Source organism: Pseudomonas sp. Irchel 3H7, from assembly GCF_900187605.1.
GTDB lineage: Bacteria > Pseudomonadota > Gammaproteobacteria > Pseudomonadales > Pseudomonadaceae > Aquipseudomonas.
In genome coordinates, this window is sequence record NZ_FYEA01000001.1 from 51,428 (window position 1) to 66,426 (window position 14,999).

At 60.9% G+C, this 14,999-nt stretch carries 11 protein-coding genes; 10 read left to right on the forward strand and 1 reads right to left on the reverse strand.

Annotated features, from left to right (window positions below):
• The first annotated feature begins 39 nt into the window (after positions 1-39).
• The 3 genes from CKW38_RS00185 to CKW38_RS00195 all read left to right on the forward strand — a co-directional run bounded on the left by CKW38_RS00185 (position 40) and on the right by CKW38_RS00195 (position 1,892).
• A complete protein-coding gene (locus CKW38_RS00185; RefSeq protein ID WP_016984406.1) occupies positions 40-333 on the forward strand; it encodes a putative quinol monooxygenase in 294 nt (97 codons plus the stop codon).
• A gap of 223 nt (positions 334-556) precedes the next feature.
• The gene (locus tag CKW38_RS00190; RefSeq protein ID WP_095111441.1) at positions 557-961 is read left to right on the forward strand and encodes a cupin domain-containing protein; all 405 of its coding nucleotides are present in this window, start codon (positions 557-559) and stop codon (positions 959-961) included.
• 217 nt (positions 962-1,178) lie between these two features.
• Positions 1,179-1,892, forward strand: coding sequence for an ATPase (locus CKW38_RS00195; protein ID WP_095111442.1), 714 nt, complete (start codon positions 1,179-1,181; stop codon positions 1,890-1,892).
• Between the two features lie 169 nt (positions 1,893-2,061).
• Here CKW38_RS00195 and CKW38_RS00200 read toward each other — a convergent pair whose 3' ends face one another.
• Positions 2,062-6,957 carry an NAD-glutamate dehydrogenase gene (locus CKW38_RS00200; protein ID WP_095111443.1) on the reverse strand — a complete coding sequence of 1,632 codons (4,896 nt, stop codon included), beginning with the start codon at positions 6,955-6,957 and terminating at the stop codon, positions 2,062-2,064.
• A 504-nt stretch (positions 6,958-7,461) separates the two neighbouring features.
• On the opposite strand from CKW38_RS00200, the gene CKW38_RS00205 reads away from it, so the two are divergent.
• The 7 genes from CKW38_RS00205 (at position 7,462) to CKW38_RS00235 (ending at position 14,981) form a co-directional block, all read left to right on the forward strand.
• Entirely contained in the window at positions 7,462-7,815 is a 354-nt protein-coding gene (locus tag CKW38_RS00205) for a hypothetical protein (RefSeq protein WP_007913918.1), read from the forward strand.
• Positions 7,816-8,135: 320 nt separating this feature from the next.
• Positions 8,136-9,095: a MoxR family ATPase gene (locus CKW38_RS00210; RefSeq protein WP_007913915.1), complete on the forward strand. Its 960-nt coding sequence runs from the start codon at positions 8,136-8,138 to the stop codon at positions 9,093-9,095.
• 5 nt (positions 9,096-9,100) lie between these two features.
• Complete coding sequence (locus CKW38_RS00215; RefSeq protein ID WP_095111444.1) at positions 9,101-10,045, forward strand: DUF58 domain-containing protein; 945 nt, start codon at positions 9,101-9,103, stop codon at positions 10,043-10,045.
• Entirely contained in the window at positions 10,042-10,539 is a 498-nt protein-coding gene (locus tag CKW38_RS00220) for a DUF4381 domain-containing protein (protein WP_007913911.1), read from the forward strand. Before CKW38_RS00215 ends, CKW38_RS00220 begins: the two co-directional genes overlap by 4 nt.
• Positions 10,532-11,611, forward strand: a complete 1,080-nt coding sequence (locus CKW38_RS00225) for a VWA domain-containing protein (RefSeq protein ID WP_007950106.1) — start codon at positions 10,532-10,534, stop codon at positions 11,609-11,611. Before CKW38_RS00220 ends, CKW38_RS00225 begins: the two co-directional genes overlap by 8 nt.
• The gene (locus tag CKW38_RS00230; RefSeq protein WP_095111445.1) at positions 11,608-13,347 is read left to right on the forward strand and encodes a tetratricopeptide repeat protein; all 1,740 of its coding nucleotides are present in this window, start codon (positions 11,608-11,610) and stop codon (positions 13,345-13,347) included. The genes CKW38_RS00225 and CKW38_RS00230 overlap by 4 nt, the downstream gene beginning before the upstream one ends.
• The gene (locus tag CKW38_RS00235) at positions 13,344-14,981 is read left to right on the forward strand and encodes a BatD family protein (protein WP_095111446.1); all 1,638 of its coding nucleotides are present in this window, start codon (positions 13,344-13,346) and stop codon (positions 14,979-14,981) included. Before CKW38_RS00230 ends, CKW38_RS00235 begins: the two co-directional genes overlap by 4 nt.
• The last annotated feature ends 18 nt before the right edge of the window (positions 14,982-14,999 follow it).

A 14,999-nucleotide genomic window follows, 5' to 3' on the forward strand; every position in this document is an offset into this window, starting at 1 on the left:
TGAGCAGGATTCGTCCGGCCTGATTCAGGAGTGTGAGCAATGTCCAACGAAGTGATCAATACGGTCCAGGTGCAAGCTGCCGCCGGCCGCTCGGATGAACTGGGCAGGCAACTGCAGAAGATCGTCGAAACCCTGCGCGAAACGCCAGGCTGCGATTCCTACCTGGTCGACCGCTGCCCCGAGGACAGCCACCGCTGGACGGTTAGTGCGCGCTGGCAGTCGGAAGCGGCGATGCAAGCGCATTTCAACCGGCCCGAAGCGCAGGGGTTTATTGACTTGATCGATAGTCGGTTGGCTAATAGCGTGGATTTCAACAGCTTCCCTATCGTCTGATCTGACGACATCGCTGGCAAGCCAGCTCCCACAAGTTTTGTGTCGTTCATTAAATTATCGAACGACGCTGAACCCTGTGGGAGCTGGCTTGCCAGCGATGGCGTACTCAAACACGCTGAATAACCTCCAATTGGTCACCTGATCTTCCCGAATATTGGCCGTTTGAATGCCCCACCCTGCGGACTACTGTGATTGCACCCCCAGCCATCACAGGTAACCCGCCATGAAAGCCCTGCCCTTCTTCGCCGCCGCCCTCGCCCTGAGCCTCTGCGCCTCTGCCGCCTTCGCCCACGACCCATCTGAAAAAGTCACCGTCCTGCAAGACCAGATGCTGAAAAACGCCCCCGGCAAAAAAGCCATGATGATCGAAGTCGACTACAAACCCGGCCAATCCTCCATCGCCCATAAACACGACGGCACCGCCATGGCCTACGTGCTCGAAGGCGAGGTGATTTCCCAGGTAAAAGGCGAACAGGCAATCACCTACAAGAAGGGTCAGTTCTGGTACGAACCGGCCGGTTCCGAACATCTGGTGTCGAAAAATGCCAGCCAGAGCAAACCTGCGAAGTTGCTGGTGTTCATGGTGCTGGCCCCGGATGAGCAAGTGCTGATCCCGCTGAAAAACTGATGGCTGTTTAACCAGCCATAAATAAACGGGCGCAAATCATCGTTTCGCGCCTTTTTATTTCCCGGCGCAATTAACCGCGCCGGGTTACAGCAAATGAAACTATCTAACACGTTTTAACTCAGCAAATTGTCAGGTTGGCGGGTTTAGTCTGAATTAACGGTCGTCACCAACGACCTTTAAAACTTTCCGACTGATGTTGTTTCACGGGAGAAACACCATGAAACTTGCGTTCACCAGTGTACTGGCGATATCGGTTTTAACGCTGTCAGCCTGTTCGGTACCCACCGCGCCTCAAGCCGTTTCCTCACTGGACACCCTGCTCCCCCATCCCACCGGCCGCAGCAGCGCCACTCAGGTGAAAAGCGGTCCCGGCGTCGCGCTCGGCGTCATCTACAGCCCAAGCACCCAGACCAATCGCGAATACCTGCGCGACTATCAGGCCAACGCCGGCACCGGTTTCGGCCAGAGCCTGCTGGTGCAACCGATCCATGACGCCTACGTCGCCAGCTCGAAACCGGACATGGCGGTGGACTGGGTCAATGCATCCCTGCAACGTCAGTTTGGCTCAGTGACGGTGTATCCGGACATGCAGAGCCTGCGCGCAGCCAGACCGGATGTGGTGGCGATTGTCGATACCCACAGCCAGTTGATTACCTCGCGCAGTTCCGACATCAAAGCTGATGTCAGTGCCGACTTTTATGATGCGCAGTTGAACTACATCGGTACGGCGAAAGGTTCAGAGGCGCGAGAACTGACGCCGGTGTGGGCGGACTTCAAGCGGTCGGAAGAGATAGTTGCCGATATTAATCAGCAGCAGGATGTGCAAGTTCGGGCGTTGCAGAAGTTTGACCAGTCGCTCAACAATTTGGTCGCGCGGCCGGCGGATAAAGTGTCGATGCTCAATAGTGAACAAGATAAAAAGTTGTATTGAATGTAAGAGCCTAATCGCTGGCAAGCCAGCTCCCACAGGTATTGCGAACGCCACAAAACCTGTGGGAGCTGGCTTGCCAGCGATGAGGCAGGAACAGCCAGCACAAAACCCTCAGACAGAAAAAAGCCCCGGCATCTCACGACACCGGGGCTTTTTATTCAACCACTACTTACGCCAGTTCAAGCTCGGCATTCGCAGCAACCGCAGGCACGACCGCTTGCCCGCTCAACGCCAAATCCAGCAACTCACGGTTGGCCACTGCATACATGGCGTAGTCCGTGCCGCTTGCCGCGCGGATTTCCACCAGCATGGCGCGCCAGCGCGAGATCATGCTTTCGTGCTGTTCCATCCACAGCGCCAGACGTGCTTCCACGTCCAGTGTGCCGTCGCCTTGTTGCAGGACGGAGATGGTGATCGCACGTTGCTGCCAGTCGACGTCATCACGGAACGCTTCACGGGCCAGGGCTTGCCAGTTGTTTTCAACCGGCAGTGCGCTGATCTGTTGCAGGTACCAGGTGATGTCCAGCGCACTGCCCACGGCGAAGTAGGCCTTGGCCACTTCAGCAGGGTTCTGGCCAGTCACGTCGGACGCTTCGATGATCGGCAGCAAGGTGTACAGGTGCGAGGTGCCCGCAACCATACGCGCCAGCAATTCCGGTACACCGGCTTCGACGTACGCCTGATAACGCGCCTGCCAGTTTTCACGGATTTCGCCGCTCAGCAGTTCGTCGAGTTTCAGGCCCAGCTCTTTCAGGTGCGGACCGAAATGCGCGACGTCACGGGCAGCGTTCTGCTCGTTGCGACGGGCACGCAGGAACCAGCGCGTAGCGCGGCGGCCCAGACGCATCAGCTCGTCCATCAACTCCAGTTGCACATCAGCGCTGACTTGGTAGTCCAGCGCTTCGATCTGACGGAACCAGTGCGGGAGGTGGAAGATGTCGCGCACGATCACATAAGCGCCAGCGACGTTCGCCGGGCTCATGCCGGTCGACTCTTTGAGTCGTTGAACGAAGGTGATGCCCATGTGGTTGACCAGGTCGTTGGCGATCTGGGTGCTGACGATCTCGCGCTTCAGACGGTGCCGACGCATGGCTTCGGAGAACTTGCTGACCAGAGACGGCGGGAACGCCGTTTCCATGTCGCGGGTCAGGTAATCGTCGTCCGGTACCAGCGAGCCCAACAGCTGCTCTTTGAGGTCGATCTTGCTGTACGAGATCAGCACCGACAGCTCAGGACGGGTCAGACCGTGGCCTTCAGCAATACGCTCGGCCAGTTGCTCTTCGGTCGGCAAGAACTCGATGGCACGGTCCAGCTTGCCACGGCCTTCCAGATCGCTCATCAGACGCTTGTACTCAGCGATGCGCGCATAAGCGCGACGGGCCGCCAGGGACAGGGCCTGAGTCTGCTTGTAGTTGTTGCCCAGCACCAGATTGCCGACTTCGTCGGTCATGCTCGCCAGTAACTGGTTGCGTTGCTTGTCGGTCATGTCACCGGCCTGAACCACTTCGTTCAGCAGGATCTTGATGTTCACTTCGTGGTCGGAGCAGTCGACGCCACCGGCGTTGTCGATGAAGTCGGTGTTGGAACCGCCGCCATTCAGACCGAACTCCACACGACCCAGTTGGGTCATGCCGAGGTTACCGCCCTCGCCCACGACTTTGCAGCGCAGTTCGTTGCCGTTGACGCGCAGTGCATCGTTGGCCTTGTCGCCGACATCGGCGTGGCTTTCAGTGCTGGCTTTGACGTAAGTACCGATACCGCCGTTCCACAGCAGATCCACCGGTGCCTTGAGCAAGGCGTTCAGCAGTTCGGTCGGGGTCAGTTTGTCAGCCTTGATGTCGAAGCGTTCCTGCATCTGCGGGGAGATCGCGATGCTCTTCGCGCTGCGCGAGAAGATACCGCCACCTTCGGACATGATGCTGGTGTCGTAGTCGGTCCAGGCCGAACGCGGCAGGTCGAACATGCGCTGACGCTCGACGAAGCTGGTCGCCGGGTTCGGGTTCGGGTCGATGAAGATGTGCATGTGGTTGAAGGCAGCGACCAGTTGCAGCTTGTCGGACATCAACAGACCGTTACCGAACACGTCACCGGCCATGTCGCCGACGCCCACAACAGTGATGCTGTCTTCCTGAACATTGATACCGCGCTCGCGGAAGTGACGCTGTACGCCAACCCACGCGCCTTTGGCGGTAATGCCCATTTTCTTGTGGTCGTAACCGGCTGAACCACCGGACGCAAACGCGTCACCCAGCCAGAAGCCGTAGTCGATGGCGATGCCGTTGGCGATGTCGGAGAAGGTCGCAGTGCCCTTGTCCGCCGCGACTACCAGGTACGGGTCGTCATCGTCGTGGCGAACCACGTTCAATGGCGGCACCAGTGCGCCGTCTTTCAGGTTGTCGGTGATGTCCAACAGGCCCGAGATGAAGATGCGGTAGCAGGCGATGCCCTCGGCCGCGATCTCGTCACGGCTGCCGCCCAGTGGCAGGCGACGCGGCAGGAAGCCGCCCTTCGCACCCACCGGCACGATGACCGAGTTCTTCACTTGCTGGGCTTTTACCAGGCCGAGGACTTCGGTACGGAAGTCTTCTTCACGGTCGGACCAGCGCAGACCACCACGAGCGACGTTACCGAAGCGCAGGTGCACGCCTTCAACGCGTGGCGAGTAAACGAAGATTTCGAACTTCGGCACTGGCTTCGGCAGTTCAGGGATCGCGTGCGGGTTGAACTTGAAGCTGAAGTACGACTTGTTCTGGCCGTTGGCGTCAGTCTGATAGAAGTTGGTACGCAGGGTGGCTTTGATCAGGTCGAGGTAACGACGCAGGATGCGGTCTTCGTTGAGCACCTGGACGTCGTCCAGTGCGGTCAGAATCGCTTGTTCCAGACGCAGTTGCTTGTCTTCCAGATCGTCGCTGCCGAGTTTGCGCGCCAGATAGAAGCGGGTCTTGAACAACCGGGTCAGCTCGCGAGCGATGTCGGTGTGGTTGTTCAGGGTGCTGGCGATGTAGCCCAGATCGAAGCCCAGACGAATCTGCTTCAGGTAACGCGCATAAGCACGCAGCAGCGCCACGTCGCGCCACGGCAGGCCGGCGGTCAGAACCAGACGGTTGAACGCATCGTTTTCGGCATCGCCACGGACGATGTGGACGAAGGCGTCCTGCAGGGTGTCGTTGAGTTGCTGGATGTCGAGGTCCAGGCCTTCAGCGGCAGTGAACGCGAAGTCATGAATCCAGAACTCGCGGCCATTGGTGTGACGCAGACGGTACGGGAATTCACCCAGTACGCGCAGGCCGAGGTTTTCCAGAATCGGCAAGACGTCGGACAGCGCCAGCGGCGTGTCGGCGTGGTACAGCTTGCAATGCAGCTCGCGCTGGCCGGAGACCTGACCGAGCGGCTGATAGAAGCTCATCACCAACGGATTTTTTTCGTTGAGGCTCAGCAGGTGCTGCATGTCGACCACGGCCGAATGCGCGGCAAAACGCTCGCGGTAGCCGGCCGGGAAGCCTTTCGGGAAGTCGGCCAGCACGTTGGTGCCGTGGGCTTCGCCGAAGCTCTCGACGGTCAGAGCGGCGTAATCATCCTGCCAGCTGCGGCAGGCTTGCACGACTTCTTTTTCCAGCAGCACCGGGTCGATGTCGAGACGGTTTTTCGGGTCGACACGCAGGATCAACTGCACGCGCGCCAGTACCGACTCGGAGAAGAATGTCCAGAATTCGCAATCGGAAGCCTTCAGGCGCTCCATCAGCACTTGCTGGATCTTCTGGCGAACTTCGGTGGAATAGATGTCGCGCGGCACGTAGGCCAGGCAGTAGCAGAAACGACCGTACGGGTCTTTGCGCAGGAACACGCGGATCTTGTTGCGTTCCTGGATCTGCACGATCGACATGACGGTGGTGAACAGTTCGTCGACCGGAGTCTGGAACAGGTCATCACGCGGCAATACTTCGAGCACCTGCGCCAGTTCCTTGCCCAAGTGAGCCTTGGACTGGAAGCCGGAGCGCGTTTCGATTTCTTCGACCTTGCGGCGGATGAACGGGATGACCCGCACGCTCTCGCCATACACCGAGGAGGTGTACAGGCCCATGAAGCGGTGTTCCTTGATGACTTTGCCGTCAGCGTCGATTTCACGGATCGACACGTAGTCCGGGTACGCCGGACGATGTACACGGCTTGGATGCGCAGCCTTGGCGAACGACAGCAGGGTCGGTTCGCGCAGGTAGGCAACGGCGTAGTCTTCGATGCGCAGGTCTTCGTAGGTCAGGCCGGTGCGCAGCAGTTTGGTCAGGCCGAGGAAGGAGTTCTGGTCGTACTCGATGTGGCCGCCATCGGCCTGATCGGTGACCACGAACTCTTCGTAGCCGAGGAAGGTGAAGTGGTTGCCCACCAGCCATTCCAGGAAGCTTTTGATTTCGTTCTTTTCGTCGGTATCGACGGCGAACGCGCTGTTGTCGAGTTTGGTGAGGATTTCCTGCACCTTGGCTTTCATCGGCTCGAAATCGGCGACCGCGACGCGGACTTCACCGAGAACCTGTTCCAGCTCTTTGCTCAGCACATTCAGTTCGGCCGCGTTGGCGCAGCGGTCGATTTCCAGGTACATCAGCGATTCATGCAGAACGCCTTCGCCGGTGCTGCCTTTTGGCAGGATTTCCAGCAGCTCGCCCTTGCTGCCACGACGCACGCTGAGCACGGTGGTTTGCAGGGTGTGGATGCTGTAGCCGCGGCGGTTCAGCTCGGTGCGGACCGAGTCGACCAGAAATGGCAGGTCGTGGTGCAGGACTTCGACCGCTGTATGGGTCGACTGCCAGCCATGACGCTCGTAATCAGGGTTGTAGACGCGCACTTGCGGTTGCGCGTGATCGAAGCGCTCAAGCAGGCGCCACGCGGAAAGAGTACAGCCAGCGAGGTCGGAGAGGCGACGTTGAGTCAGCTCGTCCAGGGAAATGATGCCGAAGAATTGTTCAGCGAACAGCGCCACTTGTGGCAGTGCCTGTTCACTGATGTGCTGCGCCAGTGCCGCTTGCAGTTGGTGCTGGAAGTCGGCTTTGCTGGCTGCGGTGAAGAACGCCATCTGTGGTACTCCGCTTAAGCTTGTTATTGATGGAAAGCGTCGCGTGCAACACCCCTTTCGGGGCTTGTGTCGCCCTGTTCCTGATTCTCGGGCAGAGGAAACAGGGGGACAGGTGGGTGAAGCTGGACGGGACACTCAGGTCACATTCACCTTCCATAGAATGAGCATCTGCAAAAGCGACTGCCAGCGGTGCCGACAATGCCTTTACGGGTGCTCATCCGTTGCGCAGCTTAAAGGGTGCGACAATGTGTCTGCTTGCGGTGCTGCGACATATTCGGTCATTGGCACGTAAACCGAGGGTTTGGCACCGGTAAACACTAGCACTCGTGGCGCAAAACGCTGGTCTGAATGCCCGTTTTTACGGTACATGCGTGCCAGAAATGACCATTGACCCACGTCGCGTTCACGACACATCCTCTGACACTCTCACATGCAGAAATTCCCGAGGACTGGCAGAATCGCGCCCATTAGCGACCGACACGCCCTTTGAGGCAGGAATTGACCATGCAAATGACCACCGCCCTACTGATCGTCAACCCGTGCGATGACGAAGAAGACAACATGGCCATGCTCTGCTGCCACAGCGACAAGGGCGACATGTTCCTGATGAGCCGCTACCCGGATGAGGATGAGCTGGAAATCACCCTGGATGGCGAGCCTTCGACCCTCGACGGTGTGAAAGTCACCCTGACTTCGACGCTGCTGAAGATCGAGATTGCGGCGGCGGATGCCGATGCGTTGAATGGGGATGATGTGCTGGAGATCAGCTTTAACCCGGATATGGTGGATCTGGATGAGGTTGTCGAGACCTTGACGAACATCCTTGACGGGACGGGTACCTTCATTAACGAAGTTTGATGGCGTCCAGACTGGCCCCATCGCTGGCAAGCCAGCTCCCACAGGTATCAGCGGTGTGAACGCGATCTATGCAACACATCGGTCCCTGTGGGAGCTGGCTTGCCAGCGATGAGGCCTTCACCGACAGCCAAAAGATCGCAGCCTGCGGCAGCTCCTACATTGGAATGCAATCACCTGTAGGAGCTGCCGCAGGCTGCGATCTTTTGCCTTTTTCTACAAAATGCCGTTAGTCGCCACCCCCCGCGATGGATTAAAGTAACGCCCCCAGCCCCGGCGTTATCCGAACGCCTGTGGCCACCCCTTTCCAGGAACAGTCACCGATGGAACATCGTGAAGCGCTGCTGGCGCTGCGAACCTTTCTTTCAACGCAGATTCTCGGCCAGGAAAAACTCATCGAGCGTTTGCTCATCGCCCTGCTCGCCGATGGCCACATGCTGGTCGAGGGCGCTCCGGGTCTGGCCAAGACCAAAGCGATCAAAGAACTCGCCGAGGGCATCGAAGCTCAGTTCCATCGCATTCAGTTCACCCCGGATCTGCTGCCGGCCGACATCACCGGCACCGAGATCTATCGCCCGGAAACCGGCAGTTTTGTGTTCCAGCAAGGGCCGATCTTCCACAACCTGGTGTTGGCGGACGAAATCAACCGTGCCCCGGCCAAGGTGCAATCGGCGCTGCTCGAAGCCATGGCCGAGCGTCAAGTCAGTGTCGGCCGCAGCACTTATGAGCTGTCGCCGCTGTTTCTGGTGATGGCCACGCAAAACCCGATCGAGCAGGAAGGCACTTACCCGCTGCCGGAAGCGCAACTCGACCGCTTCCTGATGCACGTGAAAATCGGTTTCCCGGACGCCGCCGTCGAACGTCGCATCCTCCAGCAGGCCCGTGGCGAAGCGCTGAACGGCGAAACCAAGCCCGAGCGCCGCGTCAGCCAACAGGCGATCTTTGCTGCACGCAAGGAAATCCTCGGTCTGTACATGGCCGACGCCGTGGAGGAATACCTCGTGCAACTGGTCATGGCCACGCGCAACCCGGCCAAGTTCGACCCGGAAATGGCCGAGTGGATCGCCTATGGCGCCAGCCCGCGTGGCTCGATTGCCCTTGACCGCTGCGCCCGCGCCCACGCCTGGCTGGCCGGTCGCGACTTCGTCAGCCCGGAAGACATTCAAGCGGTGCTGTTCGATGTGTTGCGTCACCGCATCATCCTGTCGTTTGAAGCCGAAGCCGCCGGCATCGATCAGGATCGGGTGGTGCAGCGGATTCTCGACGTCGTAGCTGTCGCTTGACCCCCATGAACGCCTCCCAGCCGTCAGAACCGGGCATCCGCGTCAGCCTCGCCGAGCTGATCGAGATGCGTCACCGTGTGCGCGAGGTGCAGCTGTTTTCCACGCCGAGTCAGCGCAGCCCGCTGATCGGCCTGCATCACTCGAAATTCCGTGGCCGTGGCGTCGACTTCGATCAGGTGCGGGTCTATCAGGCCGGCGACGACGTGCGCACCATCGACTGGCGCGTCACCGCACGCACGCAAGAGCCGCACACCAAGCTGTTCCATGAAGAACGCGAACGGCCGATTTTCATTATGGTCGAGCAAAGCACGCGGCTGTTTTTCGGTTCCGGGTTGATGTTCAAATCGGTGCTGGCAGCGCAAGTGGCGGCTTTGATTGGTTGGGCCGCGCTGGGGCATAACGACCGGGTTGGCGGACTGGTCTTCGGCGACAACGAGCACTATGAAATCAAGCCACGGCGCAGCAAACAGAGCCTGCTGCAATTGCTCAACCGTCTGGTCAAGGTCAACCAGTCGCTGCACAGCGAGCGTGAGCCGGATCGCGATGCGTTTGGCGTGGCTTTGCGCCGTGCCCGCGAAGTGTTGCGTCCAGGCAGCCTGGCCATCGTGATCTGTGACGAACGCGCACTGTCCGACAGCGCCGAGCAACAGCTCAGCCTGTTATCGCGTCATTGCGACCTGTTGATGTTGCCGATTTCCGATCCGCTGGATCACGCCCTGCCCGCCGCCGGGCTGTTGCGCTTCGCACAACGCGGTGCGCAACTGGAACTCGACACGTTGAACTTCGAGCTGCGCCAGACCTATCGTGCCCAGGCCGAAGCACGCATCGCTCGCTGGGAACTGCTCGCGCAAAAGCTGCGGGTGTTGCTGATGCCGCTGAGCACGCAAAGTGAAATGGTCGAGCAGATGCGCGAATTCCTCAATCCGCAGCGTCCGGGGAAAGGTCGATGAACGGCCTCGAACAACTGCAACCGCTGATCTCGCCGCCACCGATTGCCTTCTGGCCGCCGGCGCCAGGCTGGTGGCTGCTCCTGTTGTTATTGCCGCTGCTCGGTTTCGCCGTGTGGAAGCTGCGCCGCTTCATTCCCATGAGGAAACGCCCGATCGTCCGTGCCGAGCAGCCGCTCGACCCGGTGCGCGTCGCCGCCCTCGCTGAACTCGCACAAATGCCCAAACCCTACGACGGCGCCCCGGCCGGTGCCTGGCTGCAGCAACTCAACGGCCTGCTCAAACGCCTGTGCCGCAACCATTACCCCTACAGCCAGAGCCACACCCTCAACGGGCGTAAATGGCTGGCCTTTCTCGACAACCGTTGTCCGGCGGCCGGTCTGACGCGCTGGATGGTGCTGGTCGAAGGCGCGTACAAACCGGAATGCAAACTCGACGACAAAGCCATCGCCGGCCTGACCCAGGCTGTCGACACGTGGATTCGCAAACATGTTTGAGTTCGCCTGGCCGTGGATCTTCGTGCTGGTGCCGCTGCCGTGGCTGATGCGTCTGGTGCTGCCAGTGGCGGACAGTGGCGAGCCAGCCTTGAAAGTGAGTTTTCTCGCCGATCTGGAAGGCCTCGCCCGCCGCCGCGCCCGCGCCAACCTGCCGGCGTGGCGCCAGCAAGCACCGTTCATGCTGTTGTGGCTGTTGCTATTGACCGCCGCCGCCCGCCCGCAATGGCTCGGCGAACCACTGCCGATTGCTGCCAGCGGGCGTGATCTGCTGGTAGCGGTGGACGTGTCCGGCTCGATGGATTTCCCCGATATGCAATGGCAGGACGAAGAGGTCAGTCGTCTCACGCTGGTGCAACATCTGCTGGGCGACTTCCTTGAAAGCCGCGATGGCGACCGTGTCGGCCTGATCCTGTTCGGCAGTCAGGCTTATCTGCAAGCGCCGCTGACGTTTGATCGCCACACCGTGCGCGTCTGGCTCGACGAAGCGCGCATCGGTATTGCCGGCAAGAACACCGCGATTGGCGATGCCATCGGTCTGGCACTGAAACGCCTGCGCATGCGCCCGGCGCAAAGTCGCGTACTGATTCTGGTCACTGATGGCGCTAACAATGGCGGCGAAATCGACCCGCTGACGGCGGCAAAACTGGCCGCCAGCGAAGGCGTAAAAATCTACCCGATCGGTATCGGTGCCAATCCAGAGGACAGCGGCTCGACCGGTCTGCTGGGCGTCAATCCGAGCCTGGACCTCGACGAGCCGGCGCTCAAAGCCATCGCCGAAGTCACCGGCGGCCAGTATTTCCGCGCCCACGATGGCAAAGAACTGCAAGCCATCAAAGACACCCTCGATCAACTCGAACCGGTCACCCAGCAACCGACCCAGGCCCGCCCGGCACAAGCCCTGTACCACTGGCCTTTGGCGCTGGCGTTATGGTTGAGCCTGTTGCTGGTCGCCCGTGAATTGTGGCCGGACAACCCGCTGCAACGCCTGTTCACCAAGGAACTGTATCTGCAAAGTCCACTGCCTGACTGGCGCGAGCGCCTCAAGCGCCTGCGTCTGCGGAGGCGCCGATGATCGCGCTCTGGCCGCACTGGTTCCGTCCGTGGTGGTTGCTGTTGCTGCCGCTGCTCGGCTGGCTGATCTGGCAACTCTGGCACCGGCAGAAACGCGCCGGGCGCTGGCAGATGATTTTGCCGCCGGCCTTTCATGCCACCCTGCTCAGTGGCGGCAGTGGTCGCGACAGCAAACTGCCGTGGATCGCCCTTGGCGTGGCGTGGTTGCTGACGATTCTGGCGCTGCTCGGGCCGAGTTGGGAGCGCGTCGAACAGACCAGCCAGAAGCCCGCCGATCCCTTGGTGGTGGTGCTGGAACTGACCCCGGAAATGCTCGCCACCGACTCGCCGCCGACGCGACTGGAACAGGCGCGGCGCAAGCTCTTCGACCTGTTGCAGGCGCGCAGCGATGCGCAGACCGCCATCGTCGTCTACGCCGGCAGCGCGCACACGCTGGTGCCGCTGTCGGATGACCTGGCGACCAGTCGCAATCTGCTCGATGCGCTCAAGCCTTCGCTGATGCCGGAAAGCGGCCATCGCGCCGATCTGGCCGTGAGTAAAGCGCTGGCCCTGCTGAAACAGGGCGCGCTCGGTCAGGGGCGAATTCTGCTGATCGGCTCGTCATTGAACGAAGAGGAGCGTCAGGGCATTCGGCGTGCCCTCAACGGTGAGTCGGCACAACTGTTGATGCTCGGCATCGGCACCGCTGAAGGCGCGCCGATTGCTCAGGAGGACGGCAGTTTCCTCAAGGACGAGCAAGGCGCGATTCGCGTACCGCAACTCGACAGTCCGGGCCTGAGCGCATTCCTCAACAGCGTCGGCGGCGAATACCACCCTGCCCGACTCGACGAAGCGGATCTAGGTGCGCTCGGCCTGCTCAACGGTCCACGCAGTCTGCGCGACGATGGCCAGACCGTGCGCCTCGATACTTGGGCCGATCAGGGTTACTGGCTGCTGTTGCCGCTGTTGTTGCTCGCCGCCTGCGCCGGGCGTCGTGGCTGGTTGTTCTGCCTGCCGTTACTGCTGTGTCTGCCGCAGCCGAGCTACGCTTTTGACTTTGAGGATTTGTGGCTGCGCCCCGATCAACAGGGCCTGCACCTGCTCAAACAGAAGCGCCCGGCCGAAGCCGCACAGCATTTTGACGATCACCAATGGCAAGGGGTGGCGTTGTACGAGGCCGGCGACTACAGTGGCGCCGCCCAGCGCTTTGCCGAAGGCAGCGATGCCCGCGCCCATTACAATCGTGGCAACGCGTTGGCGAAAAGCGGTGAGCTGGAAGCGGCAATCGACGCCTATGAACAGGCCCTGGAACTGCAACCGGATTTACGTCCGGCGCAGACCAACAAGGCGCTGGTGGAAAACCTGCTCAAGCAGAAAAACACACCGCCGCCCGCCGAGCCGGACACCAAACCGAGCGAACAGCAAAGTCTGCCGGGCGACGAACCAGCGCCCGCGACCACGCCGCCGCCCGCCGTGAAAAGTGAAACCCAGAGCCCGTCGCAGCCTGTCGAGTCGGCCAGCGAACCGCCAACGACCACGCCGCCGCAGCCAGGCCCCAACGAAGTGCCGGGCAGCGACGAGGAAGAACAAACGGACACCGTGCCGACGCTGCGCCCGAGTGAAGACAACCTCCAAGGCGAGCAGCGTCAGGCACTGGAGCAATGGCTGGGCAAGATCCCGGATGATCCGGGCGAATTGCTGCGACGCAAATTCTGGTACGAACAGCAACAACATCAGGATCAGGAAAACACTCGATGACCCGCTTCACCGCTCTCTTGCTGCCCCTGCTGCTCTGCACGGCCACCGCCCAGGCGGCCGAGCTGACGGCCAGTGTGGATCGCAGTCGCCTGAACTCCGGCGAGACGGTCGAACTCACCCTCGAAACCAGCGACGTCACCCAGTTCGGCAAACCCGATCTGACCGCGCTGGAGGCATTGTTCGAAGTGCGTGGCACGCGGCAGGTCAACCAGCTCAATACCCTCAATGGCGACAACCGCGCGACCACGCGCTGGATCATCACCCTGCTGCCCAAAGAGAACGGCAGCGTGGTGATCCCGCCGCTGCAACTGGGCGACGCGCAGAGCCAGCCGATCACCGTACAAGTGGTCGAAAGCGACACCCGCGAGAACCAGAACAGCCTTGATCCGGTGTTCATCGAAGCCAGCCTCGATCAGTCCAGCGTCTATGTGCAGGCGCAGGCGATCCTGACTTTGCGCATCTACCATTCGGTGTCGCTGTACGACGACAGCAGCCTGACGCCGCTGCAAATCGCCGATGCGCGCATCGAACAACTGGGCGACACGCGCACCTACGAAAAAGACCTCAACGGTGTGCGCCATGGCGTGATCGAAATGCGCTATGCAATCTACCCGCAACACAGCGGTTTGCTGACCATTGCGCCGCAAACCTTCAGCGCGACACTGGTCGATACGCAGCCGTCACAGGACGCGAATGCGCAGGGGCCGAAGCCGGGCAAACTGATGCGCGTCAGTTCCGCCGAAATCCCCCTGACCGTCAAACCCAAGCCCCTGACCTACCCGGTCGACGCGCCGTGGCTGCCCGCACGCAGCCTGAGCCTCAGCGAAAGCTGGAACCCGGAACCGGAACACACTCAGGTCGGCGATTCCCTGACCCGCAGCCTGACGTTGAAAGTCGAAGGCCTGGCCGCCTCGCAATTGCCGGCGCTGCCCGCCACCGACGTCAACGGCCTGCGCCGCTACCCCGACCAACCGGTGCTGAGCAACCAGAGCACTGACCGGGGCATTGTCGGCAGCCGCGAAGAACGCGAAGCGCTGGTGCCGAGCCGCAGCGGCGCCATCGATTTGCCGACGGTGGACGTGGTCTGGTGGAACACCTTTGAAGATCAGCTGGAACACAGCAGCCTGCCGGCGCGCACCCTGCAAGTGGCCAATAACCCAAGCCTGCAAGTCGACACCCCGACCGGCAATTTGCAACCGAGCGTCGTCGATAACGATGTGTTGTGGTGGTGGAAACTCAGCACCCTGATCCTCGCCTGCACCACCCTCCTCGGCTTCGGCCTGTGGTGGCGCGCCCGCTGGCAACCGGCCGTGCACCGCGCCGCACAAACCGGCCCGAGCCCGCGCACGTTGATGGACGACATCAAACGGGCGAGCCAGGCGAATGATCCGCAGGCGACGCGGCAGGCGCTGGATGCGTGGGCGCGTCAGCAGCCGGAGACACTGGCGGACATGGCGGCGCGGTTTGTGCCGTTGTCCGACGCCCTCGACGGCCTCAACGGTGCGCTGTACAGCGAGACTGGCCAGCATTGGCAGGGTGAGGATTTGTGGCGGGCGATTCGCACGATTCCGGCGGCGGAACGGGTGCAGGATCCGGTGGGTGATAGCGGGTTACCGCCGCTTTATCCGAAGTAAAAGCAAAAGATCGCAGCC